This window comes from Microbacterium sp. 22303, assembly GCF_052045265.1.
In the GTDB taxonomy this organism is placed as follows: domain Bacteria; phylum Actinomycetota; class Actinomycetes; order Actinomycetales; family Microbacteriaceae; genus Microbacterium.
Window position 1 is genome coordinate 55,266 of record NZ_JBQEOQ010000005.1, and the last position, 24,715, is coordinate 79,980.

Annotated in this window: 21 protein-coding genes; 9 read left to right on the top strand and 12 right to left on the bottom strand. The window is 69.3% G+C overall.

Going from position 1 to position 24,715, the window contains the following annotated elements:
• Positions 1 to 69: 69 nt before the first annotated feature.
• The 3 genes from ACTJI8_RS14635 to ACTJI8_RS14645 are packed head-to-tail and all read right to left on the bottom strand — an operon-like array spanning position 70 to position 4,878.
• Positions 70 to 2,601, bottom strand: coding sequence for a GIY-YIG nuclease family protein (locus tag ACTJI8_RS14635; RefSeq protein ID WP_440734153.1), 2,532 nt, complete (start codon positions 2,599 to 2,601; stop codon positions 70 to 72).
• Complete coding sequence (locus ACTJI8_RS14640; protein ID WP_440734154.1) at positions 2,594 to 4,255, bottom strand: Eco57I restriction-modification methylase domain-containing protein; 1,662 nt, start codon at positions 4,253 to 4,255, stop codon at positions 2,594 to 2,596. The genes ACTJI8_RS14635 and ACTJI8_RS14640 overlap by 8 nt, the downstream gene beginning before the upstream one ends.
• Positions 4,252 to 4,878, bottom strand: coding sequence for an N-6 DNA methylase (locus tag ACTJI8_RS14645; RefSeq protein ID WP_440734155.1), 627 nt, complete (start codon positions 4,876 to 4,878; stop codon positions 4,252 to 4,254). Before ACTJI8_RS14645 ends, ACTJI8_RS14640 begins: the two co-directional genes overlap by 4 nt.
• A gap of 93 nt (positions 4,879 to 4,971) precedes the next feature.
• On the opposite strand from ACTJI8_RS14645, the gene ACTJI8_RS14650 reads away from it, so the two are divergent.
• The 3 genes from ACTJI8_RS14650 to ACTJI8_RS14660 all read left to right on the top strand — a co-directional run bounded on the left by ACTJI8_RS14650 (position 4,972) and on the right by ACTJI8_RS14660 (position 7,748).
• Positions 4,972 to 5,247, top strand: a complete 276-nt coding sequence (locus ACTJI8_RS14650) for a helix-turn-helix domain-containing protein (protein WP_440734156.1) — start codon at positions 4,972 to 4,974, stop codon at positions 5,245 to 5,247.
• Positions 5,248 to 5,408: 161 nt separating this feature from the next.
• A complete protein-coding gene (locus ACTJI8_RS14655) occupies positions 5,409 to 6,029 on the top strand; it encodes a VOC family protein (protein WP_440734157.1) in 621 nt (206 codons plus the stop codon).
• A gap of 282 nt (positions 6,030 to 6,311) precedes the next feature.
• A complete protein-coding gene (locus tag ACTJI8_RS14660; protein WP_440734158.1) occupies positions 6,312 to 7,748 on the top strand; it encodes a dicarboxylate/amino acid:cation symporter in 1,437 nt (478 codons plus the stop codon).
• A 121-nt stretch (positions 7,749 to 7,869) separates the two neighbouring features.
• On the opposite strand, the gene ACTJI8_RS14665 is transcribed toward ACTJI8_RS14660, so the two are convergent.
• A complete protein-coding gene (locus ACTJI8_RS14665; RefSeq protein ID WP_440734159.1) occupies positions 7,870 to 8,211 on the bottom strand; it encodes a MerR family transcriptional regulator in 342 nt (113 codons plus the stop codon).
• Between the two features lie 117 nt (positions 8,212 to 8,328).
• Here ACTJI8_RS14665 and ACTJI8_RS14670 point away from each other — a divergent pair, with 117 nt between their 5' ends.
• Positions 8,329 to 8,751, top strand: a complete 423-nt coding sequence (locus ACTJI8_RS14670) for an Hsp20/alpha crystallin family protein (protein WP_440734160.1) — start codon at positions 8,329 to 8,331, stop codon at positions 8,749 to 8,751.
• Positions 8,752 to 8,779: 28 nt separating this feature from the next.
• Entirely contained in the window at positions 8,780 to 8,995 is a 216-nt protein-coding gene (locus ACTJI8_RS14675; protein ID WP_440734161.1) for a DUF2795 domain-containing protein, read from the top strand.
• 72 nt (positions 8,996 to 9,067) lie between these two features.
• Here the strand turns inward: ACTJI8_RS14675 and ACTJI8_RS14680 are convergent, their stop codons facing one another.
• Positions 9,068 to 10,807, bottom strand: a complete 1,740-nt coding sequence (locus ACTJI8_RS14680; RefSeq protein ID WP_440734162.1) for a cation:proton antiporter — start codon at positions 10,805 to 10,807, stop codon at positions 9,068 to 9,070.
• Between the two features lie 67 nt (positions 10,808 to 10,874).
• Complete coding sequence (locus ACTJI8_RS14685) at positions 10,875 to 11,522, bottom strand: phosphoribosyltransferase (RefSeq protein ID WP_440734163.1); 648 nt, start codon at positions 11,520 to 11,522, stop codon at positions 10,875 to 10,877.
• Between the two features lie 496 nt (positions 11,523 to 12,018).
• Between ACTJI8_RS14685 and ACTJI8_RS14690 the strand changes: the two genes are divergently transcribed.
• The gene (locus ACTJI8_RS14690) at positions 12,019 to 13,062 is read left to right on the top strand and encodes an LLM class flavin-dependent oxidoreductase (RefSeq protein WP_440734164.1); all 1,044 of its coding nucleotides are present in this window, start codon (positions 12,019 to 12,021) and stop codon (positions 13,060 to 13,062) included.
• A gap of 391 nt (positions 13,063 to 13,453) precedes the next feature.
• Here ACTJI8_RS14690 and pheA read toward each other — a convergent pair whose 3' ends face one another.
• Entirely contained in the window at positions 13,454 to 14,416 is a 963-nt protein-coding gene (gene pheA, locus ACTJI8_RS14695; protein ID WP_440734424.1) for a prephenate dehydratase, read from the bottom strand.
• Between the two features lie 96 nt (positions 14,417 to 14,512).
• On the opposite strand from pheA, the gene pgm reads away from it, so the two are divergent.
• Positions 14,513 to 16,156 carry a phosphoglucomutase (alpha-D-glucose-1,6-bisphosphate-dependent) gene (gene pgm, locus ACTJI8_RS14700; RefSeq protein ID WP_440734165.1) on the top strand — a complete coding sequence of 548 codons (1,644 nt, stop codon included), beginning with the start codon at positions 14,513 to 14,515 and terminating at the stop codon, positions 16,154 to 16,156.
• A 129-nt stretch (positions 16,157 to 16,285) separates the two neighbouring features.
• Here the strand turns inward: pgm and ACTJI8_RS14705 are convergent, their stop codons facing one another.
• The 3 genes from ACTJI8_RS14705 to ACTJI8_RS14715 all read right to left on the bottom strand — a co-directional run bounded on the left by ACTJI8_RS14705 (position 16,286) and on the right by ACTJI8_RS14715 (position 19,280).
• Positions 16,286 to 16,822 (bottom strand): gluconokinase, encoded by a 537-nt coding sequence (locus tag ACTJI8_RS14705; protein WP_440734166.1) that lies wholly within the window; start codon positions 16,820 to 16,822, stop codon positions 16,286 to 16,288.
• Entirely contained in the window at positions 16,812 to 18,050 is a 1,239-nt protein-coding gene (gene manD / locus ACTJI8_RS14710; RefSeq protein ID WP_440734167.1) for a D-mannonate dehydratase ManD, read from the bottom strand. The genes ACTJI8_RS14705 and manD overlap by 11 nt, the downstream gene beginning before the upstream one ends.
• 183 nt (positions 18,051 to 18,233) lie before the next feature.
• A complete protein-coding gene (locus tag ACTJI8_RS14715) occupies positions 18,234 to 19,280 on the bottom strand; it encodes a LacI family DNA-binding transcriptional regulator (protein WP_440734168.1) in 1,047 nt (348 codons plus the stop codon).
• Positions 19,281 to 19,569: 289 nt separating this feature from the next.
• Between ACTJI8_RS14715 and uxaC the strand changes: the two genes are divergently transcribed.
• Together uxaC and ACTJI8_RS14725 are read left to right on the top strand one after the other, a co-directional pair.
• Positions 19,570 to 20,982, top strand: a complete 1,413-nt coding sequence (uxaC, locus tag ACTJI8_RS14720; RefSeq protein WP_440734425.1) for a glucuronate isomerase — start codon at positions 19,570 to 19,572, stop codon at positions 20,980 to 20,982.
• The gene (locus ACTJI8_RS14725; RefSeq protein ID WP_440734169.1) at positions 20,979 to 22,343 is read left to right on the top strand and encodes a mannitol dehydrogenase family protein; all 1,365 of its coding nucleotides are present in this window, start codon (positions 20,979 to 20,981) and stop codon (positions 22,341 to 22,343) included. Before uxaC ends, ACTJI8_RS14725 begins: the two co-directional genes overlap by 4 nt.
• 24 nt (positions 22,344 to 22,367) lie before the next feature.
• On the opposite strand, the gene ACTJI8_RS14730 is transcribed toward ACTJI8_RS14725, so the two are convergent.
• Both ACTJI8_RS14730 and ACTJI8_RS14735 read right to left on the bottom strand, forming a co-directional pair.
• A complete protein-coding gene (locus ACTJI8_RS14730; RefSeq protein ID WP_440734170.1) occupies positions 22,368 to 23,474 on the bottom strand; it encodes a LacI family DNA-binding transcriptional regulator in 1,107 nt (368 codons plus the stop codon).
• 130 nt (positions 23,475 to 23,604) lie between these two features.
• On the bottom strand, positions 23,605 to 24,606 hold the full coding sequence (locus ACTJI8_RS14735; RefSeq protein WP_440734171.1) for a hydroxyacid dehydrogenase: 1,002 nt from the start codon (positions 24,604 to 24,606) through the stop codon (positions 23,605 to 23,607).
• Between the last annotated feature and the right edge of the window lie 109 nt (positions 24,607 to 24,715).

The window sequence follows — 24,715 nt, forward strand, 5'->3', positions numbered from 1 at the left end:
GTCGGTTGCCGAATATGGCGCCTCATAGAGCCACCCACTGTCACGCCAACTTCGAGCTATCGCCATGTTCTACCCTTCGACAGCCACCACCGTGTCATAGAGCCCGTAGTGGCGAAGCCCCTCGTGGGACTCGATACCGGTGTACGACAGCGACGCATCCTCGTAACGACGGAACGCGAAGACCGCCTGGTTCATGTGGCCAGCGTTGAAGACCCCAAGGCTGACGAGCAGATTGAAGTCATCAACAGTGAGTCCAGTCACAGCTTGGAAAAGATCCGGCTCGATCTTCGTGATGACGTCGTAGAGCGTGTTCTCGCGGAAGTCGGTGAGATACATGAACGCAGGTATCCGCGTGGCGAACTTGATCAGCTTCTCCTGGATCTGCTTCCGCTTGGACTTGTACTCCCTCTCTTCGGCAGTGAGTTCCTTCTTCTCCGAAGGAGTGATGTCGTCACCCTTCTCCTTCTTGGTCTTGGAAACCGCCTCGCTCTTGTTGACCACCGTCTCGAACACCGAGGCACCGAGGGCTCGGAACCCCTCGATGTTCATCACGGCCTTCATCGCCGCCTCGGAATCCATGATCTTCTTCAATGTGAGATTGTCGACGTTCACGAGGACAGCCGACTCCCACTTGCGCGCCAGAAGAGTCGCGGAGGTTCCCGACATCGCGATGTCGAGGATGCCGGCCGCATCGACCTGAGTCATGTGAGAACCGTCATATGCGAGCACCGGCAAGAACGAGACGAGCTCCTCGACCGCACGCTCGGGGTTCGGGTTCTCCGGCGCCAGCCCGCGTCCGTACTCGCAGATCTGGCGCAGCGCCCTGGTCGGCGCGAAGTCGAAGACGAAGCAGACGGGTTTGAGGATCTCCTCGCGGGATGGGTCGTCCCCGTCGGGGTTGCGGATGGTCCAGGGCGACTGAACCCGGAACGCGGCCTGGAAGTACGTCTCCGGCGCCTGGAGGTTGCGGAGCATGAGGATCGATGACCACTGGGGTACGGTGACGCCCGTAGTGAGTTTGCCGACGGTGAGCGTGATCGTCTTCGTGTCATGGCCGTTGCCTATCGCTTCACGCACCGGTGGCAGCGCAGCGAGCCCGACGCCGACGCCCGGTGCAGACACGTTGATGACCGTGTAGTCATGCCAGAACACGTTCTGCGGTTCGGCGAGGAGATTCGCCATAGCGGCACACGAAGCGGTCCGCGGGAGCATCCACAGGGAATGCTGCAGATACGGAAGCAACCGCGTGTCGGAGTACGGGAAGGGCGGACGCTGCCCGACCTTCAGCGCATCAACCTGCGTAGGCGCATAGTTCCCACGGATGATGTCGAGCCACTTCTGCACGTCGTCCTTGTGTAGGAACTCCGCAGTAGCGCCAGCGCCCTTCGCCTCGAAGAAGGCATTCAAGTCGAACTCGTCGAACTCTCCTTGGCTAGCGATCGCGAGCAGCTCGTCGGGCATTTGGTACGTGAGCAGTCGCATCTCTGGCAGCGACGCATAGGGATTCGGAAGGCCCGGGGGCTGTTGGGCGAACTCGGCCTTCGCACGCTGCTCGTCGGTGTAGGTCCAGTTGAAGATCTGCTCCTCGATGAAGCGACCTTCGTTGAGAACCTTGAACGGGGTTCCCGACAAGTAGAGGTAGGCGTTCGCCTTGATCGGGACGAATGCATCCTCGTCGAGCCCCTGTTCCTCGCGCTCCTCGACAAAGGTGTGCTCAGCGGCGGAGAACTCGAGCGCCTCTTCCTTCTTGGCGTCTTCCTCGCCCTCGAACAGCTCCTTGGCGGCATCGCGCCAAGCGCCGAAGTGGTACTCGTCAAACACGACCAGATCCCAGCTCAGCTCTGTCAGCCATTTGTGCTTGGCTTTGAAGTTGCCTGCGGCATCACGCCCCATCAAGTCCTGGAAGGACCCGAAGAAGACGAGCGGGTGGTCAGGGTCCACGGATGCCGGGTCGCCGCCGGTCGCCTTCGAGATGTACTGCCAGCCGTCGAAATCGATGTGGTTCTTGAGATCCGTGTCCCACGCGTCCTCAACAGCCGGCTTGAACGTGACGACGAGGATGCGCTTCGCTTTGAGTTTCTTGGCGAGCTGGTAGGTCGTGAACGTCTTGCCGAACCGCATCTTCGCGTTCCAGAGGAATTCAGGAACCGCGTCGGAGTCCTCGGCCCACCTGGACTGGTAGTAGCCGTAGGTCTTGTCGACCGCCGCCTGCTGCTCGGCCCGCATCGGGAACGCGGCGTGGTGCGTGCCGCTGAACGATTGCCCTGCCCGAAGCTCGGCGACCGCCGTGAGGACATCGTCGACGGAGCATTCCATCCACTCGAGCGTCGGGTTCGAAAACCCCTTCTGCTTGAGCCGTGCACGTACGTCGTGGTCGCTGAACGTCGATCCGTCCTGACGATCCGCCGGCTCGTCGAGCACGATCTCGTAGTTCTGGATCGCCGCGGTCTTGACCTGCTGAGCCACACGAGTCTTCACGTCTTGCGTCGTCTGGCCGACTTTGAGGAGACGAACGTGTGCATCGTCGGCAATCGAGTAGGCGTAGATGCGGAGGCGGGACTCGGGCTTCGGCGGGAGGAGCTCCGACTCGGGCTTAATCATCGGTGTACCGATCGATATCGACTCCCATCGGCCTCACCTGAGACTCAATGAATGCGATCTCATCAGCGGTCAGCTCGTACCTCGCGTAAAGTTCCTCGTCGGTCCAGATGCGATCCCAAACTTGAACTGGGACCCACCGGTAAGTCTCTCGGCTGGCGTCTTGGGTGATCTTGCGGAGAGAGACAAGAAACCGGAAGAGTCTCGTCGCGTAATAGGACGCGATGCTTCGCGCTGCGCCTTCCGACGCCGCCTCCACAAAAAGGAATGAGTCCGTGCAGACGGATGACGGGCCGGCGATGATTGGCTGTGTCAAGACTGAGTCTGGCGTCGCGCTGCCGTCTGTGCCCGCCTTGGGGAGGAACGCCTTCCACGATCGCAGAGCGGCGCGATTCTTCGTCGGCGCGGTGGAGTCGACGAATCCAACGGCTCGCTTCCTCTGACGGATGTAGTGAAGGGTTAGGTCTCCGCGACCTTCAATCTCCTTGACCTGGTAGAAATTCGTCCCCAACCCGAACGGGTTCCTCGCCGAAACCAAATTTGAGAATGACTGTGCGTTGACCGCGAGGACCCGTCGCAGGATTGCGGCCGCGCGCGGATCCCGAACAAACACGTCGAATTCGTCGAGCGTGCGATCAGCCGTGACGGTCTCGCCACCCTTGACGGTGGTCACCCGACAGGTGCCGCGATAGGAGCGATCCCACAGGAAGTACGAAACTCCGCCGCGAATGGTGACGCCCGCGAACACTTCTGATGGATCCGCATAGTCCACCAACGAACGGATACGACGGTCGCTCAGCATCGCCGCACGGTACTCATCCAGTCCCTTGCCGCCGGCAACCCATCTTGTCGGAGTCACCATCATCAGATACGCGGGGTCCAGTGACTGGCCCGCGAGTACGAACTTCTGATAAATGGGGGATGCACTATTTCCCTCACCACTGTTGTCTTCCCGCATCTGGTAGGGCGGGTTTCCGATGATGACGTCGAACTGCATGTCGGCTCCGAACAGCTCGGCGACGCGAGCTTTGATGTCGTATGTGTGGATGAGCGCATAGGCATGAGACTCGAGCTCGGGGTCGCGGCCATACTCCGCCTCTGAAGCCCCGCAGAACTCGCATCGGCCCGTACCCGCCAGCTCGATGAGCTGCTCGTCACTCGTCAGCGGGTGGGCACGGCGCTCCTTCTTGCGCCCGACCCAGGTGTGCTCGGTCCTTTCGAACCAGATGTTGCCCCAGTCGCGGTCGAAGCTCGTTGCGATCGAGTGCTGACCAGTCGCATCCTTCGAGCAATAAACGCTGCGTCTAGCGAGCAGGGAGGTGAGCCTCGTGATCCCGATACCAAAGACCTGCTTGGTGAGGATGTGGTCTACACGGTCCTCGAGATCGGGCATCTGCGACGCGAGGCCATCCGTCAGCCTGCGCGTGATCTCACGCAGGAAGACGCCCGACTTGGTGAACGGGTCAAGGAAGGTGACGTTTGGATCCGCCCAGATCGACGCGCCATCGTTCGACTCAGCCCACGCGCGCTCCAGCGTGTCGAGCATCTGGTTCGCAAACTCGGGCGGAGTGAAGACCTCGTCGTTTGACAGGTTCGCGATGCAAGTGAGGACGTCGGGGTTATGGCCGCGGAGGGCGAAGGCTGCCTGCCCGGTCATGCGGCGAGATCCTTCACTGTCATCGCCGGGTAGGTCCGCACAGGCGTGAAGATCTCGTGCTCTTCGAAATGTGTGAACAGCCCCTCCGACGCGGAAGCCCGTTGCGTGAGGTTGTCGAAGAGAAAGTCGCGACGCTGGAACTTCCCCTTGCCGAGATACCCCCACTCCGGGAATACGATCGGCTCGCCGGTTGCTGCGGTCATCGCGAGAGCGTCACCCTGGATGATGTTGGCTTCGAGAACGACAGATGCAGCGCGAGTCCACTCGTCACCTTGGCCGAGCTTCAGATACCGGGCGAAAGTACCCTGCAAATTGTCTCGGCACTCTGCAGCGTTGTCGGCCAGCAGTTCGATGCCGTAGATGCACATCAGCGCGAAGAGCGCATAGTGCCTCTTCTCGAAGTCGCTTCGGCCGTGACGCGTGTGAACGGCCGCAAGCTTGCTCTCGAGCACGGGCACCAAGAAGTTTCCCGATCCACACGCCGGCTCGAGGAACCGCGAGTCAATGCGCTCAGTCTCTGCCGCGACGAGGCTGAGCATGTCATCGACCAGCCATCGAGGCGTGAACACCTCGCCGTGATCCGCAACGCGTTGCCGTGACTTGACCAGCTGCTCCTCACCCATCGCCGCTCCCGGATTCGTTGAATCCCAGGTCGGTACTAGTACCCGGGTGCGTTAACCCTGGCACAAGTCACGGACAATCCCGACGCTTGAGAGGTGCCCCGAGTCCCGTCCGCTGCTGCCGCCCATATCGGGGCTCGCATTCGCACCGCGCGGGAGTCGTCGACGATGACGCAGGACCAGCTCGCGGCGTACAGCGACATCGATTCGTCGAACCTGCGGGCATACGAGGCCGGGCGGGCGCTGCCGAACGTGCAGACGCTGGTGCGCATCGCCGAGACGCTGAAGACTCCGACGGGCTACTTCCTCGAGGACGTCACGGCCGAGATGTTCCCGACGCGGGCGACGGACCGCCGGCGACGGCTGAGCTGACGACGACACTTACCTCGGATGCGGGGGTGCGGCGTTTCGTCTCGGTCGCGCTGCGCGCGTCCTCGCTCAACGGCCCCGAAGTCGCCACTGCCTCGGCTGTTGCGCTCGCATCGAGCAGGAATCGAGAAGCGGCCTGCGGCGCCGGATCCGAGACTCGAAGCATGAACATTCAGCGCATCATCATCGAGACCAGCTCCGACGCCGTGCAGGCGGCCGAGGCCTTCTACCGCGACGCCCTGGGACTGCCGGAGCACGTCGCCGTCCGCGCCACCTCCGAGCCGAGCGCCGGGTTCCGCGGCTTCGCTCCGTCGCTCATCTTCGTTCAGCCGGGCGATGTCGACGCAGCCGTCGAGCGGGCGCTGGCCGCCGGCGCCAAGGTCATCAAGCCGGTCGCCAAGAGCCTGTGGGGCTACGGCGGCTCGTTCCTCGCGCCTGACGGCACCGCGTGGCAGATCGCGAGCGCGAACAAGACCGCCACCGCGCCCGCCACCGGCGAGGTCGAGCGGCTCGTGCTGCTGCTCGGCGTCGACAGCGTCAAGGCCAGCAAGCGCTTCTACCAGGAGCAGGGCCTGACCGTCGCGAAGAGCTTCCCCTCCTACGTCGAGTTCGACTCGGGCGCCGTCAAGCTCGCCCTCTACAAGCGCGGCTCCCTCGCGAAGCAGGTCGGCATCGACCCGAGCGGCAGCGGATCCCACCGGCTCGCGGTCGTCGCGGACGGGACCTTCACCGACCCCGACGGCTACGCGTGGATGGCTGCGGAGAGCATCGTCAGCGCGGGGTGATCACCGGGAGGAGCCTCCGGGGATCCGGCCCCTCGACACGCTCAGAGACCGGATCCCGGTGAGCCCGGGAGGGCGCGGCGTTTCGACAAGCTCAGGGACCGGGGCCGCGAGCCGGCACTTCGACAGGCTCAGCGACCGAACGTGTCATCGTTCGTCACACCCGGGCTTGGAATACCAGCGGACTCATAGCGTTGAAGACATCCGGCGCCACGGCGCCCACCGTCCCGGCGCGAATCGCGCCGATCGCTTCGGCGCACCCCAGCGCACCGACTTGGAGTCCCCATGAGTACAACCACCCCCGCGGCACGGCGCCCCAAGGCGCCGGACACGCGCGGTCCCGTCCGCAAGCTGCTGACCTCGTTCGGCTTCCAGATCATCGCCGCGCTCGTGCTCGGCATCGCGGCGGGCCTCATCGGCCGCCAGCTCGGTGCGACGCACGACACCCACACCGTGCTGTCCGACACGCTCGACAAGATCGGCGGCTCGTACGTCACGCTGCTGCGCGCGGCCGTGGTCCCTCTCATCTTCACCGCGATCGTCGCGAGCATCTCCAACCTGCGCCGGGTGCAGAACGCCGCGCGCCTGGCCGGGCAGACGCTGCTGTGGTTCGCGATCACGGCGTTCATCGCGGTATCGATCGGCATCGTGCTCGGCATCACCATCCAGCCCGGCGCGCACGCCGGCACCGACCTGGCCAAGGGCGCCCCACCCACGGTCGGCACCTGGTGGAACTTCCTCCTCGGCCTGATCCCGCAGAACTTCCTCGGCCTCGCGGTGAACACCACCACCGGCCCGGCGGAGGGCACGTTCGTCTCCGGCGTGAGCTTCAACATCCTGCAGGTCATCGTCGTCGCGGTGGCGGTCGGCATCGCCGCCCTCAAGGCCGGCCGCAAGGCAGAGCCGTTCCTCGCCTTCACGGAGTCGCTGCTCAAGGTCATCCAGCGCGTGCTGTGGTGGATCATCCGCATCGCCCCGATCGGCACCTTCGGCCTCATCGGATCCGCCGTGATCAACTACGGCTGGGACAAGCTGACCTCGCTCGCCTGGTTCACGGGCGCCATCTACATCGGCCTCGGGCTCGTGCTTTTCGTCGTCTACCCGATCCTGGTGAAGACGCACGGCCTCTCGATCAAGCAGTACTTCTCCGGTGTGTGGCCGGCGGTGCAGCTGGCGTTCGTGAGCCGCAGCTCGATCGGCACGCTCCCCCTCACCGAGCGCGTGACCGAGCGCAACCTGGGTGTGCCCCGCGGCTACGCCTCGTTCGCCGTGCCGCTCGGCGCCACCACCAAGATGGACGGCTGCGCCGCGATCTACCCGGCCCTCGCCGCGATCTTCGTCGCCCAGTTCTTCCACATCGACCTGAGCATCACGCAATACCTGCTGATCGCCATCGTCTCCGTGGTCGGATCCGCGGCGACCGCGGGCACCACCGGCGCCATCGTCATGCTGACGCTCACGCTGTCGACTCTGGGCCTGCCGCTCGAGGGCGTCGGCCTGCTGCTCGCGATCGACCCGATCCTCGACATGGGCCGCACGGCGGTCAACGTGGCCGGCCAGGCCCTGGTCCCGACGATCGTCGCCAAGCGCGAGGGCATCCTCGACCTCGACCTCTACAACGCTCCGCGGGGCGGCCTGCCGTTCGCCGAGGACGTCGATGACGAGGCGCCCGAGTCGGTCGAGTCCGCCGCCGACGAGGCCGCGGTCGGATCCGCGCGCTGACCTCATCGCATACGAGGCCCTCGGAACCTTCGGGATCCGGGGGCCTCGTCGCGTACGGCCGGCGCTACTGCTCGCGAGAGACCACCTTCAGCACGCGACCCGTCCTCTGAGAGGCTGGGCCTCAGGCTGGATCTGGCTTCCCACGGCGATGAGCCTCGCGGCGACGCAGCTCCGAGCTCTCCGCGCGCTCCGCCTCGAGCTCGTCGCGAAGCCCCTCGTTCTCGTCCTCCAGCGCGAGCACACGCCCGATCCCCGCGATGTTCATGCCCTCGTCCCGCAGGAGCGCGACCCGCTGCAGCCGCGCGACGTCGTCGTCGCTGTACCGGCGGGTTCCACCTTCGCTGCGCGCCGGGGTCAGCAGGCCCTTCTGCTCCAGCAGGCGCAGACTCGCCGCGTTCATGTCCGCCAGCTGCGCAGCCACGGCGATGCCGTACACCGGCGTCGCCGAATCGCGTCCTGCCATACGTGCACTCCTCGTACTTGCAACTTTCCTGACTTTGATCTATAAAAAATCTACACCACGAGATGCAGATGCTGCATCGACACCACGCCCGAACGGGCCATTGGAAAGGAGTAAGACATGACCCTCAGTTTCGATCCTCTCAGCCAGCTCGATCGCTTCGCCGCAAGCGTGTTCGACTCCCCGCGTGCGCCTCGGCGCATGCCCGTGGACCTCTACCGCGACGGCGACCGTTACGTGCTGCACGCCGACCTGCCCGGCATCGACCCTGGCTCGATCGACGTCGACGTGGACGGCGGCCAGCTCTCCATCCGCGCCGAGCGGAGCATGGGCTCGCAGGACGGCGTCCGCTGGTTCGCCCGCGAGCGCGAGTCCGGATCGTTCCTGCGCCAGTTCGCCCTCGGCGACGGCGTCGACATCGACCGCATCAGCGCGTCCTACGACAGCGGAGTGCTCTCGATCATCATCCCGGTGAGCGAGCGCGCCAAGCCGCGTCGGATCGCGGTGGACTCGCCCGAGCGCCGCGAGCAGATCGACGCCTGAGCCAGGCCGGATCCGAGAGGAGAAGATGATGCTGCCCTCGACACTCGACCGGTTCCTCGCCGGCATGGAGTACCCGGCGTCGAAGGACGACCTGCGGCGCGAGGCCGTGCACGACGGCCTCGGCATCGCGGACCGCGACCTGCTGGATCAGCTGCCGGACCGCAGTTACAGCTCGCGCTGGCACGTCCGCCTGTCGCTGACCCGCTCGGGAACCCCGTTCGAGCGGGTCGCCGCCATGGCCTGACCGGCTGCGAACGAGGGAGGCCCCTGGATCGGTCGATCCCGGGGCCTCCCTCGTTCGCGTCAGGATCCGGCGTCAGCGCTCGACGGGAGCCGTCGCCATCCGGGTGTCCAGCGCGAGCTCCTCCGCGTCCATGGCCGTGATGAGCTCGCGCATGACCTCTTCGTTCAGCGTGCCGGCATCGCGCTCGGAGATGAGCACGTCGCGACGCACCTGCAGCCAGCCCTTCGACAGACCGATGAGTTCGTCGCGGCTCGGACGCGGCATGGCATCCTCGTCGCGCTGGCCCTTCTCGGTGTCCCGCTCCACGCGGGTGAACCGCTGCGCGAAGCGGTCGAACCAGCCCAGCGACGCCGCACCGTGCTTCTGCTCCCACGCCGCGCGCTTCTCATCGAGGAAGACCTTGCCCACCTCCCTCGTGCGGGAGCGCACCTGCGCGAGCTGACGGCGGTCCTCCTCCTCTTCATCGGTGACGTCGGCGACGCCGAGCGCCCCGATCAGCAGCGGCAGGGTCAGCCCCTGCAGCAGCAACGTGCCCACCGTCACCAGGAACGCGACGACCACGATCGCGTGCGCCGCCGCCGTGTCGAGCCCGGCGAGGTCCGCCGCGGCGAGCGCGGTCGCCAGGGTGACCACGCCGCGCATCCCCGCCCACGAGATCACGGCGTTGTCGCGCCAGCTCAGCTGCGACTCCCGGAAGCGCTCGCGCAGCTCGTCCTCGCTCGGGTTGCGACCGGTCCAGCCCCGCCGCCGCTGCTTCTCGGCGACGGCGTCGACCCGTTTCTGGAACTGTCCCGACGCCAGGCTCTTCTCGAACTGGCGCAGCCGCAGCCGCGACCAGAACGCGCCCCACGCCGACGCCGGATACACGAACAGCGGCCGCACCAGTAGCACCACCACGAACACCGCCGCCGCGAGCCAGAGCACGCCTCCGACATGCGTCGCGCCGAGCTCGCCGATCACGGGCGGCAGCTGCAGCCCGATGTACGCGAACACGAAGGATTCCAGCAGGAAGTCGGCCGACAGCCAGATCGGCGCCTCCTGCATGCGCGTCGCGTAGCTCGTGCGGGGCGCGTTGAAGCCGACCACCAGGCCCATCGCGACGACGCCGAGGACACCGGATCCGCCCAGGTGCTCCGTGATCGCGTACACGCCGAACGGCGCGAGCAGTCCGAACGTGCCGATGACCACGGGATCCGAGATGCGCATCCGCAGCTGATGCATGCCGAGACCGGCGACGACGCCGAGCGCGACGCCGACGACGACCGCGACGGCGAACTGCCAGATGCCGTCCCAGACCGTGAGTGTCGCGCCGGCGACGATCGCGGCGAACACCCGGTACAGCGTCAGCGAGGTGGCGTCGTTGATGAGGCTCTCCCCCGACAGCACCGTCATCACCCGCCGCGGCAGACCCAGTTTGCGGCCGATCGCCGCGGCCGAGACCGCGTCGGGCGGCGCCACGATCGCACCGAGCAGCAGGGCGCCCGGCAGAGTCAGCGACGGCATCAGCAGCCACGCCACGAGCCCGACGGCGGCGGTCGTGACGACGACCAGGCCGATACCGAGCCGGCGGATCTGCGGCATGCTGCGGCGGAAGCTCACGAACGACACGTCGAGCGACGCCGAGTACAGCAGCGGCGGCAGCACGAGCGTGAGCAGCACGTGCCCATCGATGCGGAGGTTGGGCACCGCCGGGATGAAGGACACGGCGAGCGCCACCACCGTGACGAGCAGCGGAGCAGGCCAGCCGCGCCAGCGCGCGACCGCCGCGACGATGACGGATCCGACCAGCACATAGAAGATCTCGGCGTCCATGCCGCCAGGGTAGCGGTGCGCCGCTGTCGCGCCTCTGTCGCGTGGCTGTCGGGGCGGAACCGGGTCTTCACCGTGCGGCGGCGAGCAGGCGGATGACCTCCTCGTCGGGCGTCTGCCGGAAGTCGACGTAGTGCATGCCGACCGCCATGAAGCCGGCGGGCGCCTCGAGGCAGACCACCTCGTCGGCATCCGGATCCGGCCCGGCCCGCAGGTCGGCGAGCACCTCCGGCGGAGCGACCGGCACCGCCACCACGACCCTCGCGGCGCCCCTGGCTCGTGCGATCGCGCATGCGGCGCGCACGGTCGCGCCCGTGGCGATGCCGTCATCGACGATGACCGCGGTGCGCCCGGCGAGCGGCTCGGGCGCACGCCCGCTGCGGAACAGCGCCGCCCGGCGCTCCACCTCGGCGCGTTCCCGGCGCTCCGCTGCACGCAGGGTCTGCTCGTCCACTCCGGCTGCGCGCACCACGTCGGCGTTGCGGACCGCGGCGCCTTCCTCGCCGACCGCACCCATCGCGAGCTCGGGCTGCCACGGCACCCCGACCTTGCGCACCACGATCACGTCGAGCGGAGCCCCGAGCGTCCGAGCCACCTCGGCCGCCACCGGAACCCCGCCGCGAGGCAGGCCGAGCACGACCGGATCCCGGGCAGCATCGACCGCCAGCAGCGCGCCGAGCCGCCGGCCGGCCTCGGCGCGATCCGCGAACCCGTGCATGCCTCCGGCCTACGCCGGTGCGGATGCGTGGTCAAGGGGCGCTTGGCCGGGAGGCGGTCAACGGGCGCTCTGCCGGGAGGCGGTCAAGGGCGGCGCGGATCCGCCGTCCGATCGATCCGGATCCGGAATGCGCGGGGACGAGGCCAAGTGCGAAGCAGTCAAGGGCGAGGCCGACCCCGCTCGGCGCCGTGGACGGTGGGCGGCGCAGTGAAGCCGAGGGGGATCCCGCCGACTGCACAACTCAGGCTGGACCGGCTGCCGGCCCCGTCTTTCGGGTTGCCGGGACTCCGGTCGCCGAATGCGGCCTGAATTGTGCGCCGGGCGCGGACAGCGGACGTTCCGAATTCAGGATCAATGGGCGTTTCGGGCCCCGAACTCGCCTGCAATCGGCCGAACGGCAGAATCCATCCTGAGAACGGGACACAACCGAGCCGATCCGATGCCGAACGGAACCGGATCCGGAATGCCCCGGCGCCCGCTCGCGTTGTCCGAAGCGATGTCTTCTCTCGCGCTCTCCGTCCTCGACCTCGTCCCGGTGCGCACCGGGCAGACCAGCGCCCAGGCGGTGTCGGCGTCGCTCGCCCTCGCCGCGCGCGCCGACGACCTCGGCTATCGGCGGTACTGGTTCGCCGAGCACCACAACATGCCGGCCGTCGCCTCCACCGCCCCGCCCGTGCTGATCGCCGCCGCCGCCGCGCGCACGCAGCGCATCCGGGTCGGATCCGGCGGCGTCATGCTGCCGAACCACGCGCCGCTCATCGTCGCGGAGCAGTTCGCCGCGCTCGAGGCGATCGCCCCCGGCCGCATCGACCTCGGTATCGGCCGCGCCCCCGGCAGCGACCCCGTCATCACGCAGCTTCTGCGCGCCTCGGGCACCGCCGGCGACGTCGAGCGCTTCCCCGAGCACGTGCAGGACATCGCGCTCATGCTGCAGCCCGACGGCGCCACGGTGCAGTTCACCTCGGGCGGGGAGTACGCGGTGCGCTCCACGCCGGCGGCCACCGGCGCCCCTGAGGTGTGGTTGCTCGGGTCGAGCGATTACTCCGCCCAGCTGGCCGCCTCGCTCGGCCTGCCGTACGTGTTCGCCAACCACTTCTCCGGTCAGGGGCTGGACCGCGCCCTCTCGCTCTACCGCGAGGGCTTCCGCCCCTCGGAGGCGCACCCCGCACCGCGCACCTTCCTCACCGCGAACGTCGTGGCGGCGCCCACCGCCGAGGAGGCATCGGACCGGGCGATCCCGCAGCTGCGCATGATGGCGCGGCTGCGCCTGAACCGCCCGCTCACCGCGCTCGAGACCGTGGAGCAGGCGCGCGCGGCCCTCGCCGCGAACCCCGATCCGCAGGAGGAGCAGATCCACGCCGCCGCACTCGCGAACTGGTTCGTCGGCGACGGCGCGACCGTGCGCGCAGAACTCGAGGCGTTCGCCGCGAAGCACGGCGTGGACGAGGTCATGGTCTCCCCCGTCGCCGGATCCTTCGCCGCCGAGGACCCCGACCGCACGCCCGGCCGGGCGCAGACCCTGGAGCTGCTCGCGGGCTGAGGCGACGCTCCTTCTTCTCTCTCGTCTGGCTCTGCCGCCCGATCCGGATCCGGATCCGTTCGTCGTGCCGTCCACTCCCGTTCAGGTCGCAGAAACGGCTCCAAAACACGATCCGTTACCGCAGAAAGTGCGACCTGAACCGGGGAAGTGCGACCCGAGCCGGGGCAGTGCGACGTGAACGGGAGAAGTGCGACCCGAACAGAAGAAGTCCAGCCTGGCCCGCTCACTGGTCGCAGATTGCGGTCAGATCCCGCTCTAGACCGCAATCTGCGACCAGTGAGCGGAAAGAGGGTCGCGCGGATCATCCACGCGACGGACGGATCTCACCGGATCCCTACGCCTCGGGCTCGAGTCTGCGCCTCGGGCTCGGGTCTGCGCCTCGGGCTCGGGCTTACGCCTCGGGCTCCCCCGCGATCAGCCCGCGGATCCAGTCCCGGGCCTCGACGAACACGTCGTCCGCGTAGCGCTCGGGGTACTGCACGATGCGGCGGTCGGCGCGGGGGTAGGAGCCGAGGTAGACCACGCGCGGGCTGAACCGGCGGATGCCGAGCAGGGCATCGGCCATGCGCTCGTCCTGGATGTGGCCGTCCGCGTCGAGCACGAAGCGGTACCTGCCCAGCTCGTCGCCGATGGGCCGGGACTGCAGCAGCGACAGGTTGATGCCGCGGGTGGAGAACTGCTCGAGCAGTTCGAGCAGCGCACCGGCGTGGTCCTCGGGCAGCTCGACGATGAGCGAGGTCTTGTCCGCACCGGTCGGCGGGGCCGGCGCCACCGTGCGCGCGACCAGCACGAAGCGCGTGACGGCGTTGTCGTTGTCGCCGATGCTGTCGGCGAGGAGCTCGAGCTCGTGGTGCGCCACGATGCCGGGGGCCGCGATGGCGGCGTCGGCCGGAAGAGAGCCATCCAGGATCCCCAGTGCCGAGGCGACGTTGCTCGCGGCGGGCACGTGCTGGTGCGTGGGGATGTGCTCGCCGAGCCAGCCGTAGCACTGGGCGTAGGCGACGGGATGCGCGGCGATGACCGTGACGTCCTCGATCCGCGTCCCGGGAGCAGCGACCAGCACGAAGTCGACCTTCACCAGGTATTCGCCGACGATCCGCAGGCCGGGCAGCGTCGCCAGGGCGTCCAGGGTCGTGGTGACCCCGCCCTCCACCGAGTTCTCGATCGCGATCATGGCGGCATCGCTGCGTCCCTCGAGCACGTCGGCGAGCGCCTCGCCCACGTTGTGCACTGGTCGCCAGTCGTGTCCGCGCGCTTCGGGCACCTGCTCCAGCGCGGCTTCGGTGAACGTCCCCGCGGGGCCGAGGTAACTGTAGGTACGGCGGGCGGGGGCGGCTTCGGTCACGGCGTTCAGCCTAGTCCGGGGCACCGGACGCCCCCGCCTTCGTGACCTGAGGTTCCATATCGAAACGATGATGCGTTCCGCGGCTCCGCGGGGCAGACTGTCTGCATGACGAGCCGTGCCGGCCTCCCCGCGGAGGAAAGCGACCTGATCGACGTCGACGAGCTGATCGCCGCCTACTACGACCGGATCCCGGATCCGAAGATCTCCACCGAAAGAGTGGTGTTCGGCACGAGCGGGCATCGCGGCTCGTCGCTGAGCGGCAGCTTCAACGAGCAGCACATCCTCGCCACGACCCAGGCGATCGTCGACTACCGCACCGCGCAGGGCATCACGGGCCCGCTGTTCCTCGGCCGCGACACGCACGCTCTCAGCCGCCCGGCCGAACGCAGCGCGATCGAGGTGCTCGTCGCGAACGGCGTCGACGTGCTCGTCGACTCCCGCGACGCCTGGGTGCCCACGCCGGCGCTCAGTCACGCGATCCTCACCTACAACCGCGACCGCGCGGACGACGAGCCCGGCCGCGCCGACGGCATCGTGGTCACCCCGTCGCACAACCCGCCCCGCGACGGCGGCTTCAAGTACAACCCCCCGCACGGCGGCCCCGCGGACACCGACGCGACCGGCTGGATCGCGAACCGCGCGAACGAGCTCATCGAGGCCGGCCTGGAGGGCGTGCAGCGCACCCGCTTCGCCGACATCGACGCCGACGGCCTCGGCACCTACGACTTCCGCGAGGCGTACGTGCGCGACCTGCCCTCGATCATCGACGTCGAGGCGATCAAGAAGGCGGGCATCCGGATCGGCGCGGATCCGCTCGGCGGCGCCTCGGTCGAGTACTGGGCCCTCATCGGCGAGATGCACGGCCTCGACCTCACGGTCGTGAATCCCGAGGTCGACCCGACCTGGCGCTTCATGACGCTGGACTGGGATGAGAAGATCCGAATGGATCCGTCCTCCCCGTCCGCGATGGCGTCGCTGGTCGCGAAGAAGGGCGACTACGACGTGCTCACGGGCAACGACGCCGACGCCGACCGGCACGGCATCGTCACCCCTGACGCGGGCCTGATGAACCCGAACCACTACCTCGCCGTCGCGATCGACTACCTGTTCTCGCACCGCGCGGGCTGGGGCCGCGACGCCGCGATCGGCAAGACGCTGGTGTCGTCGATGATCATCGACCGGGTCGCCGAGTCGCTGGGCCGGCGCCTGCTCGAGGTGCCCGTCGGGTTCAAGTGGTTCGTGCCCGGACTGCTCGACGGCTCGGTCGCGTTCGGCGGCGAGGAGTCGGCCGGGGCGTCGTTCCTGCGTAAGGACGGATCCGTGTGGTCGACGGACAAGGACGGCATCCTGCTCTGCCTGCTGGCCGCGGAGATCATCGCCGTCACCGGCAAGACCCCGTCCGAGCGCTATCGCGAGCTCGAGGAGGCGTTCGGCGCCTCCGCCTATCAGCGCGTGGACGCTCCGGCGACCCCGGAGCAGAAGGCCACGCTCGGCAAGCTGTCGCCGGATTCCGTCACGGCCACCGAGCTCGCCGGCGAGCCGATCACGGCCAAGCTCTCGCACGCGCCCGGCAACGGCGCGGCCATCGGCGGCCTCAAGGTGCAGACCGAGCACGCCTGGTTCGCTGCGCGCCCCTCCGGCACGGAGGACGTCTACAAGCTCTACGCCGAGTCGCTGCTGGGCCCCGACCACCTCGCCCGCGTGCAGGAGGAGGCTCGGGCGGTGGTCAGCGCCGCGCTCGGCGGCTGATCGCCTTCGGCCTTTCCCCGGTTCGCTGGTCGCGTATTGCCGTCATCTGAGCCGCGATAGCGCAATCTGCGACCAGCGAGCGTCCTGATTCACCGGATCCGCGTGGTCGTCGCGGAGGCTGCCGCGCGCTCAGCGGATCCAGGCGACGGCGGAGGTGACGATCTCGTCGACGGTGCCGGTGACATCGAGCGCGGTTCCGTCCTCGTCCGGTTCCAGCGGCTCGAGCAGGGCGAGCTGCGAGGGCAGCAGCGACGGCGGCATGTAGTGCCCCGCCCTCCCCGCGGCGCGTGCCCGCAGCAGCTCGGGCGTGCCGTGCAGGTGCACGAACCGAGCCTCCGGCACGACCTCACGCAGCCTGTTGCGGTAGACACGGCGCAGCGCCGAGCACGCCATGACCCGCCCGCCCTCGCCACGCCCCGCGGCGAGGGCGGCGCCGACGGCGTCCAGCCACGGCCAGCGGTCCTCGTCGGTCAGCGGCGTTCCCGCGGCCATCTTCGCCACGTTGGCCGGCGAGTGCAGGTCATCGGCGTCCCAGCCGCCCACACCGAGGCGCGCGGCGAGCGCGCGGGTGACGCTGGTCTTGCCCGCTGCCGACACCCCCATGACGACGATGAGCGGCGCGGATCCGGTGCCCGCATCGACCGGGGCCGTCGCCTCACCAGTCATGGACGGTGCCGTCCGCGAGCCGGTTGTAGGGCAAGTACGCCTGCTCGTACGGATACCGGCCGGCCTCGTCCACGTCCAGCTCGACACCCAGGCCGGGGGCGTCGCCGGGGTGCAGCAGGCCGCCGTTCCATCTGAAGGACTGCTGGAACACCCGGTCGGTCCGTTCGCCGTGCTGCATGTACTCCTGGATCCCGAAGTTGTGGATCGCCAGCCCCAGGTGCATCTGCGCGGCCATGCCCACCGGGGAGATGTCCGTCGGCCCGTGGAAGCCCGACTTGATCTGGTGCATCGCGGCGTAGTCGATCGTCTTGCGCAGCGGGGTGATGCCGCCCATGTGCGTGACGGCTCCGCGCACGTAGTCGATGAGCTGATCGCGGATCAGGTCCTTGAAATCCCACACGGTGTTGAAGACCTCGCCGATCGCGAGCGGCGTCGTGGTGTGCTGACGCACCAGGCGCAGCGCCTCCTGGTTCTCGGCGGGCGTGCAGTCCTCGAGCCAGAACAGGTCGTAGGGCTCCAGCGACTTTCCGAGCCGGGCGGCCTGGATCGGCGTCATCCTGTGATGACCGTCGTGCAGCAGCGGGATCTCGGGGCCGAACTCGTTGCGCACGGCATCGAAGACGCCGGGCAGGTGGCGCAGGTAGGCCCGGGTGTCCCAGTCCTCCTGCACGGGCGTCGCCCCGCGCCGGGCGGGCTCGTGGTCGTAGCGCGCCTCGCCGCCGCCGGCGTCGGCCGCTTGCGAGGCGATTCCGTAGATCGCCTTCAGTCCCGGCACGCCGGTCTGGATCCGGATGGCCCGGTAGCCCTGTTCGAGGTGCGCGCGCACGGAGTCGAACAGCTCGGGCAGTTCCTTGCCCGAGGCATGGCCGTAGGCCAGCAGGCCCTCCCGGCTGGCTCCGCCGAGCAGCTGGTACAGGGGCATCCCCGCGGCCTTGGCCTTGATGTCCCAGAGCGCCATGTCCACCGCGGCGATGGCGGCCATCGTGACGGGCCCGCGGCGCCAGTACGCCGAGCGGTACAGGAACTGCCAGGTGTCCTCGATGCGCGAGGCGTCCGCCCCGATCAGCAGCGGCACCACGTGCTCACGCAGGTAGGCGACCACCGCCAGTTCACGGCCGTTGAGGGTCGCATCCCCCAGGCCCGTCGCGCCATCGGACGTCGTGAGCTTCAGCGTGACGAAGTTGCGGTCGGGGCTGGTGACGATCACCTCGGCCTTGTCGATCCTCATCGAGGTGTCCTTTCGGTGTGCGCGGCTGCGGTGCCGGGGGCGTCTCCGGGGAGATCCGCGCTCATTGAAGCACGTCGAGTGGCAATCTGGCAAACGCTTGCCATGCATTGCGACGACCGTAGAGGAGATAGGCGGAAGCCGTTCCGCATCCGAGTGATCTCCGGCGCGAGGGCAGCGCGCCCCTCAGACCGCCCTGGCGGGTCCGGTCGAGCCGCGGATCACGAGCTCGGTCTCCAGCGTCGCCGCCTCCACGGCGGCCGCATCGTCGGCCTCGACCGCGCCCGCGAGTTCCAGCGCCTTGCGGACGGCGTATCGTCCCGCCGCCGCGAGCGGTGAGCGCACGGTCGTCAGCGCCGGAGACGTGAAGTCGGATCCGAAGATGTCATCGAAGCCCAGGATGCTGAAGACGCCGGGGACGAGGACGCCGTGCTCACCGGCGGCCCGGAGCAGGCCGATGGCCATGATGTCGTTGTACGCGATGATCGCGGTCGCGCGGGAGGCGATGACCCGGGCGAGCGCGCCGCGGCCGCCGTCGATCGTCGGCTCGACCGGACCGATCGACGCGATCGTCATCCCACGCGCCTCGGCGCCGGTGCGCAGGGCATCCCAGCGCCGCCGGCTCATCCACGACTCGGCCGGCCCTGCGAGGAAGACGAGGGACGTGTGGCCGAGCATCTCCAAGTGCGCCAGCGCCTGGTCGATCCCCGGCTCCAGGTTCGGCGTCACCGTCGACACGCCCTGGATCTCGCGGTTCAGCACGACGACCGGCTTGACCTCGGCAAGCTCTCGGATCTGCTCGTCCGGGAGGCGAGTGGTGCCCAGCACGAGCGCATCCACCGCCGGCAGGATGCGTTCGGCCGATCGCGCCTCGCGCTCCCCCGATTCCTGCGACTCCGCGAACACGAGGGTGTAGCCGAACTCGCCGGCCGCCTGCTCTGCACCGCGGACGATGCCGAAGATCACCGGGTTGGTGATGTCGGCGATGAGCAGGCCGAGCGTCTTCGTGCGCCCCGTGGGCAGGGCGCGCGCCATCGGATTGGTGCGGTACTTGAGCTGCGCGGCCGCCTCGCGGATCCGCGCCTCGGTGCCGGCGTTGACGCGCCCCGGCTGCGTGAGCGCACGCGACACCGTCGACGGGTTCACACCCGCCAGCTTCGCCACGTCATAGATCGTGGCGGCCGCGCGTGCTCTGGCCCGCGTCGGCCGCGGCTCCGTTGCGTCCGCTGCCACGGTCACACTCCTTCACGACTTCGCACCACCGTACCGCGCGCCGACGACGACGCGCTCATCGCGGGACTGATCCCTCCCGGCCGCCGCCGTCCGCGTTCCCCGCGCACGGCCGCCGCGCCGCGCATCCGATTCGATCGAGTTTGGCAATCGGTTGACAAGCCGGAGCGACGCTGGACAGAATACCGGTCAGGCAGCACCGTCCTCGCGGGCCGGAGCGCCCATGATCCAGGCACGAGCGGGGCGAGCCGGCCGTGTGACCACGACCGCCCCCGCGATCCAGAAAGCGCCCATGCACCTCGAAGCCGACCCCGACCGCCTGCTCCCCGTCGATCCGCGCACGCGCGGCATCGCCCGGGAGCTGTACGAGCGGGTCGCGGCGCTGCCCATCCTCTCCCCGCACGGGCACGTCGATCCCCGCCTGCTGCACGATGACGCCGCGTTCCCCGATCCCACCGAACTGCTGCTGCGCCACGACCATTACGTCACGCGTCTGCTGCACGCCTCCGGCATCCCGTTCAACGAGCTCGCGGTCCCCGACCGGACCGGGGCCGCACCGACAGCCTCCGCCCGTGACGCCTGGCGGCGGTTCTGCGAGAACTGGCATCTGTTCGCGGGCACGGCATCCGGCTACTGGCTCACCCATCAGTTCGCCGAGCTGTTCGGTCTGGACGAGCAGCCGGATGCGGCGAACGCCGATGCGCTGTTCGACCGCATCGGCGCCGTGCTGACTCTCCCGTCTTTCCGCCCTCGTGCGCTCTTCGACCGATTCGGCATCGAGTTCCTCGCGACGACCGACGATCCGCTCGACGACCTCGGCGTGCACCGTGCTCTCGCCGCGGACCCCGCCTTCCGCGGCCGGGTCGCGCCGACGTTCCGCCCTGACGCCTACCTCGATCCGGACCATCCCGCCTTCGCCGCGAACGTCGAGCGCCTGGCCGCGTGGAGCGGATCCGCCGTCGACGACTATGCGGGCTACCTCGGCGCGCTCGAGGCGCGGCGTGCGCACTTCATCACGAACGGCGCGGTCTCGGCCGACCACGGGGTGCTGCAACCCCTGGCCGTCGACCTGACGGCGAGCGAGGCGTCCGCCCTGTACGCGCGCGCCGTCCGCGGCGAACTCGATGCGGCAGAGGCCATGGCGTTCCAGGGGCACATGCTGCTGGAGTCGGCGCGGATGTCGGTCGAGGACGGCCTGGTGATGACGGTGCACCCCGGGGTGCTCCGAAACCACAGCACCGCGACGCTCGAGAGGTTCGGCCCTGACACCGGCCACGACATCCCCGTGCGCACCGGCTACGCTGAGGCGCTGCGCCCGCTGCTGCAGCGCTACGGAAACGCCGCCGACTTCCATCTCGTGCTGTTCGCGGTCGATGAGACCGCCTATTCGCGCGAGATCGCCCCGCTCGCGGGCTTCTATCCGAGCGTGTACATCGGCGCGCCCTGGTGGTTCCTCGACGCCCCGGATGCGGTGCTGCGCTTCCGCGCCGCGGTGACTGAGACGGCGGGCTTCTACCGCGGCGCGGGCTTCGTCGACGACACCCGCGCCTTCCTCTCCATCCCGGCTCGCCACGACATGGCCCGCCGCCTGGATGCGGCCTTCCTGGCGCGACTCGTGGCCGAGGGGCGACTGGACGAGCCGGCGGCGCACCGGATCGCGCACGACCTGGTCGACACGCTGCCCCGGAAGGTGTTCAAGCTGTGACGGGTGCCGCGCTGCGCCGGGGCGCGGTCGGCGGCCCGGCCGCACCGCCGCGCATCGTGCACCTGGGCCTCGGCGCCTTCCATCGCGCGCACCAGGCATGGTACACCGCGCACGCGGCGGATGCGGCGGAGTGGACGATCGCGGCCTTCACCGGCCGCAGTCCACGCGTCGCCGACGACCTCTCCCGGCAGGGCGGGCTGTACACCCTGATAGAGCGCGGCCCCGAGCACGATCGGGCCGAGATCGTCCCGGCGATCGTCGAGGCGCATCCCGCCGATGACACGATCCGGCTCGAACGCCTGCTCACCGCCCCCGGGACGGCCCTGGTCACGCTCACGATCACCGAGCCCGCGTATCGGCTGCGACGCGACGGATCCCCCGACCTCGACGACCCGGCCGTCACCGCCGACCTCGTCGCGCTGCGCGGCCGTCGACCACCCGCGACCACGCTCGGACGCCTGCTGTCGGGGCTCAGGGCACGGCTCTCAGCCGACGCGGGCCCGATCGCGATCGTGCCCTGCGACAACATCCCGGACAACGGGACCCTCGTACGCACGGGACTGCTCGGCCTCGCCGAGGCGGTGGACCCGGCGCTCGCGGACGGGATCCGCGAACAGGTCTCCTTCGTGTCGACGTCCGTGGACCGGATCACTCCGCGCACGACGGACGCCGACCGGACTGCCGCCGCCGCGCTGACCGGGTTCCACGACACGTCGCCCGTGGTCGCCGAGCCGTTCTCCGACTGGGTGCTGAGCGGCGGCTTCCCGAACGGCCGCCCGCGCTGGGAGACGGCGGGTGCCCGCTTCGTCGACGACATCGAGCCGTGGGAGCGGCGGAAGCTCCTGATGCTCAATGGCGCGCACAGCCTCCTCGCCGGCATCGGCACCGTGCGCGGGCACGCGACCGTCGCCGATGCGATGGCGGATCCCGACTGCCGGAGTTGGGTGCACGCGTTCTGGGACGAGGCGGAGCGGCAACTACCGGACGGGCTCGACCTCGACGCGTATCGCCGCGCTCTCGCGGACCGTTTCGCCAACGGCCGGATCGCGCATCATCTCGCGCAGGTCTCCGAGGAGAGCGCCACCAAGCTCGCCATCCGCGTCGTGCCGGTGCTGCGCGCGGAGCGTGCGGCCGGACGAGAAGGTGCCGCATCCGTCCGCGCCCTCGCGGCCTGGATCCGGCTCGTGTGCTCGGGCGCCGGCGCCCCCGACGCGAGACGGATCGCTATCGACCAGGCACGGCAGGCCGCGGATCCGGTGCGCGCGCTGATCCGGGTCCTGGATCCCGCCCTCGCGACCGAGGAGATCACCGCGGCCGTGGCCGCCGTCCGTCTCGAACCCGCCGCAGTCAGCACCGGCTGAGTCGGACCGCACCGATGACGCGGCTCAGGCCACGCCGGACGGTCCCGGGGTGCTCGCGCGCACGACCACCTCGACGGGCAGGTCGGACTGTGCCCAGTCGTCGTCGACGACCGCGCGGAACGCCTGATACCCCGCCTCGTTCAGCGGCACCCGCACGGTGGTGAGCGCGGGGGTGACGTCGCCGCTCGCGGAGACGTCGTCGAAGCCGCACACGGCGATGTCCGTGCCGACCTCGCGCCCGGCGGCCCGGATCGCGGACATCGCGCCCAGCGCGACCACGTCGCTCATGCCGAACACCAGAGTGCCGGATGCGACGCCCTCCGCCAGCGCCGCGGTCATGGCCACAGCTCCCGACTCCCGCCGGAAGTCGCCGCGGTGGATGCGCTCCACGCGCCCTCCGCCCGATGCGAACCCGCGGGCGAAGCCGTTCAGCCGGTCATCGGAGGTGCGCACGCCCTCGGCGGCGCCGATGCCGATCGCCGTGCGGTAACCGAGCTCGGCCATGTGCCGCCCGAGCTCCTCAGCGCCGCCCGCGTTGTCGATCACGATCGAGCGCCCGCCGTTGCCGTTCCGGTCGGCGCCGGAGGCATCGCCGAACGTCACGACGCGACCGCCGAAGCGCTCGAAGGCCTCCAGCTCCGAGTTCCCGGATCCGCTGTCGCCCGACTCCGCACGGGATGCGGCGAGGATCAGTCCCTGCGGGCGCTGTCCGCGCAAGGCCCTCAGGATCCGGCTCTCCCGCTCCTGGTCGCGCTCGGTGATCGAGATCGTCACCACGAGACCGCGCTCGTCGGCGCCCCGGGCGACCCCGGCGGCGATCTGACCGAAGTAGGGGTCGGCGATGTCGGCGACGAGCAGGGCGATGACCGGGGAGCGGCCGCGAGCGGTCGCCTGGGCCGACACGTTCGGGGTGTAGCCGAGCTCCTCCGCCGCACGCTCGACCCGTTCGCGGAAGGCCCCCGCGACCTTGCGTGCGGAGCCGTTCAGCACGCGTGATGCGGTCGCCAGCGACACACCCGCCTCGCGGGCGACGTCCTGCAGCGTCGCCGCGTGCGGCGCCCCGGACCCTGCACCGAACGTGCTCCGCGCCGACGCATCGGCACCCGTCGGGGAAAGGCTTTCCGGGCTCATGCCCCGAGCATAGTGCCCCGAGGGCGCTGCTCCCGCGGGCACGCGGACGACGGGACGACCGTCCGCCGACCTCACCATCCGGGACGGGCAATCGGTTGCCGATTCACCACCGGAACGTGGCCTCCGGACCTCAGGCGATGCGATCGAGCGATGTCGGATCGATCCGGTGCTGCAGTGCCTCGCCGGCAGCCCAGCGCCGCAGCTCGGCAGCGACGAGCCGCCCCATCGCCGCGCGGTCCTCACCCATGGATCCGGCCACGTGCGGCGTCAGCTCGACGTTCTCGAGCGTCCACAGCGGCGAGGACTCCGCGGGCGGCTCCTCCACGGTGACGTCCAGCAGAGCCGTGAGGTCGGGGCGCTCCTGCCAGACCGCCACGAGTCCGTCCTCGTCCACGAGTCCGCCCCGCGCGGTGTTGATGAGCGTCGCGCCCTCCGGCAGCCGGCGGAGCAGCGCGGCGTCGATCATCCCCGTCGTCGCCGGCAGCAGCGGCGCATGCAGGCTCACGACGTCGGCGGTGGCGAACAGCTCCTCGAGACCGACGAGTTCGACGCCGACCTCGGCCGCCGCTGCCGCATCGGCGAACGGATCCGCGGCGAGCAGCCGGAGCCCGCTGCCCTCCAGCCGCTCAGCGACCCTGCGCCCGATCTCGCCGAGCGCCACGAGCCCCACGGTGCGCCCGCGCGCGCCGGACGCCGCGCCCGCCGCGGCGAGCTGCCGTTCCCGGACGTAGCGGCGCCGCGCGGCCGGCACGCCGCGTGCGGCGAGCACGATCTGTGCGACGGCGATCTCGGCCACGGGGTCGGCGTTCGCGGCGGCGGCCGAGACGACCGCGACCCCGCGCGCCCAGACCTCAGGGGCGATCATGTGCTTGACCGAGCCGGCCGCATGCAGCACGCCGCGCAGGTGCGGAGCGCGCTCCAGCAGAGCGCCGTCCACGACCGGCGCGCCCCAGCCGGTCAGCAGCAGTTCGGTGTCCCGAAGCGCATCCGGCTGATCCGCCAGCTCGTCCGCGGTGAGGAACGGTCGCTCCAGCGTCACGGTAGCGTCGATCATGGCCAGCACCTCGTCCGGGTAGACGTCGTGGCGACGCCGCTCCTCCATGACCAGCCGCGCGCGCATCCGCTCGCCCATTCCCACTCCCCTCTTCGCCGCGACGGGCGAAACATCCGATCAATGATTGACAGCGTCTGCGGACCTACATTAGATTCGCGATCGACGCCTTGCAAAGTGGCAAGCGTTT

Bases quoted from the DNA above. Each gene is read 5' to 3' on its own strand.
- ACTJI8_RS14635 (WP_440734153.1), bottom strand. From the start codon at position 2,601: ATGATTAAGCCCGAGTCGGAGCTCCTCCCGCCGAAGCCCGAGTCCCGC.
- ACTJI8_RS14735 (WP_440734171.1), bottom strand. From the start codon at position 24,606: ATGGGCGAGCGGATGCGCGCGCGGCTGGTCATGGAGGAGCGGCGTCGC.
- ACTJI8_RS14640 (WP_440734154.1), bottom strand. From the start codon at position 4,255: ATGACCGGGCAGGCAGCCTTCGCCCTCCGCGGCCATAACCCCGACGTC.
- ACTJI8_RS14705 (WP_440734166.1), bottom strand. From the start codon at position 16,822: ATGACTGGTGAGGCGACGGCCCCGGTCGATGCGGGCACCGGATCCGCG.
- ACTJI8_RS14690 (WP_440734164.1), top strand. From the start codon at position 12,019: ATGTCTTCTCTCGCGCTCTCCGTCCTCGACCTCGTCCCGGTGCGCACC.
- uxaC (WP_440734425.1), top strand. From the start codon at position 19,570: ATGCACCTCGAAGCCGACCCCGACCGCCTGCTCCCCGTCGATCCGCGC.
- ACTJI8_RS14665 (WP_440734159.1), bottom strand. From the start codon at position 8,211: ATGGCAGGACGCGATTCGGCGACGCCGGTGTACGGCATCGCCGTGGCT.
- ACTJI8_RS14660 (WP_440734158.1), top strand. From the start codon at position 6,312: ATGAGTACAACCACCCCCGCGGCACGGCGCCCCAAGGCGCCGGACACG.
- manD (WP_440734167.1), bottom strand. From the start codon at position 18,050: ATGAGGATCGACAAGGCCGAGGTGATCGTCACCAGCCCCGACCGCAAC.
- pgm (WP_440734165.1), top strand. From the start codon at position 14,513: ATGACGAGCCGTGCCGGCCTCCCCGCGGAGGAAAGCGACCTGATCGAC.
- ACTJI8_RS14685 (WP_440734163.1), bottom strand. From the start codon at position 11,522: ATGCACGGGTTCGCGGATCGCGCCGAGGCCGGCCGGCGGCTCGGCGCG.
- ACTJI8_RS14675 (WP_440734161.1), top strand. From the start codon at position 8,780: ATGCTGCCCTCGACACTCGACCGGTTCCTCGCCGGCATGGAGTACCCG.
- ACTJI8_RS14670 (WP_440734160.1), top strand. From the start codon at position 8,329: ATGACCCTCAGTTTCGATCCTCTCAGCCAGCTCGATCGCTTCGCCGCA.
- ACTJI8_RS14680 (WP_440734162.1), bottom strand. From the start codon at position 10,807: ATGGACGCCGAGATCTTCTATGTGCTGGTCGGATCCGTCATCGTCGCG.
- ACTJI8_RS14655 (WP_440734157.1), top strand. From the start codon at position 5,409: ATGAACATTCAGCGCATCATCATCGAGACCAGCTCCGACGCCGTGCAG.
- ACTJI8_RS14645 (WP_440734155.1), bottom strand. From the start codon at position 4,878: ATGGGTGAGGAGCAGCTGGTCAAGTCACGGCAACGCGTTGCGGATCAC.
- ACTJI8_RS14730 (WP_440734170.1), bottom strand. From the start codon at position 23,474: ATGAGCCCGGAAAGCCTTTCCCCGACGGGTGCCGATGCGTCGGCGCGG.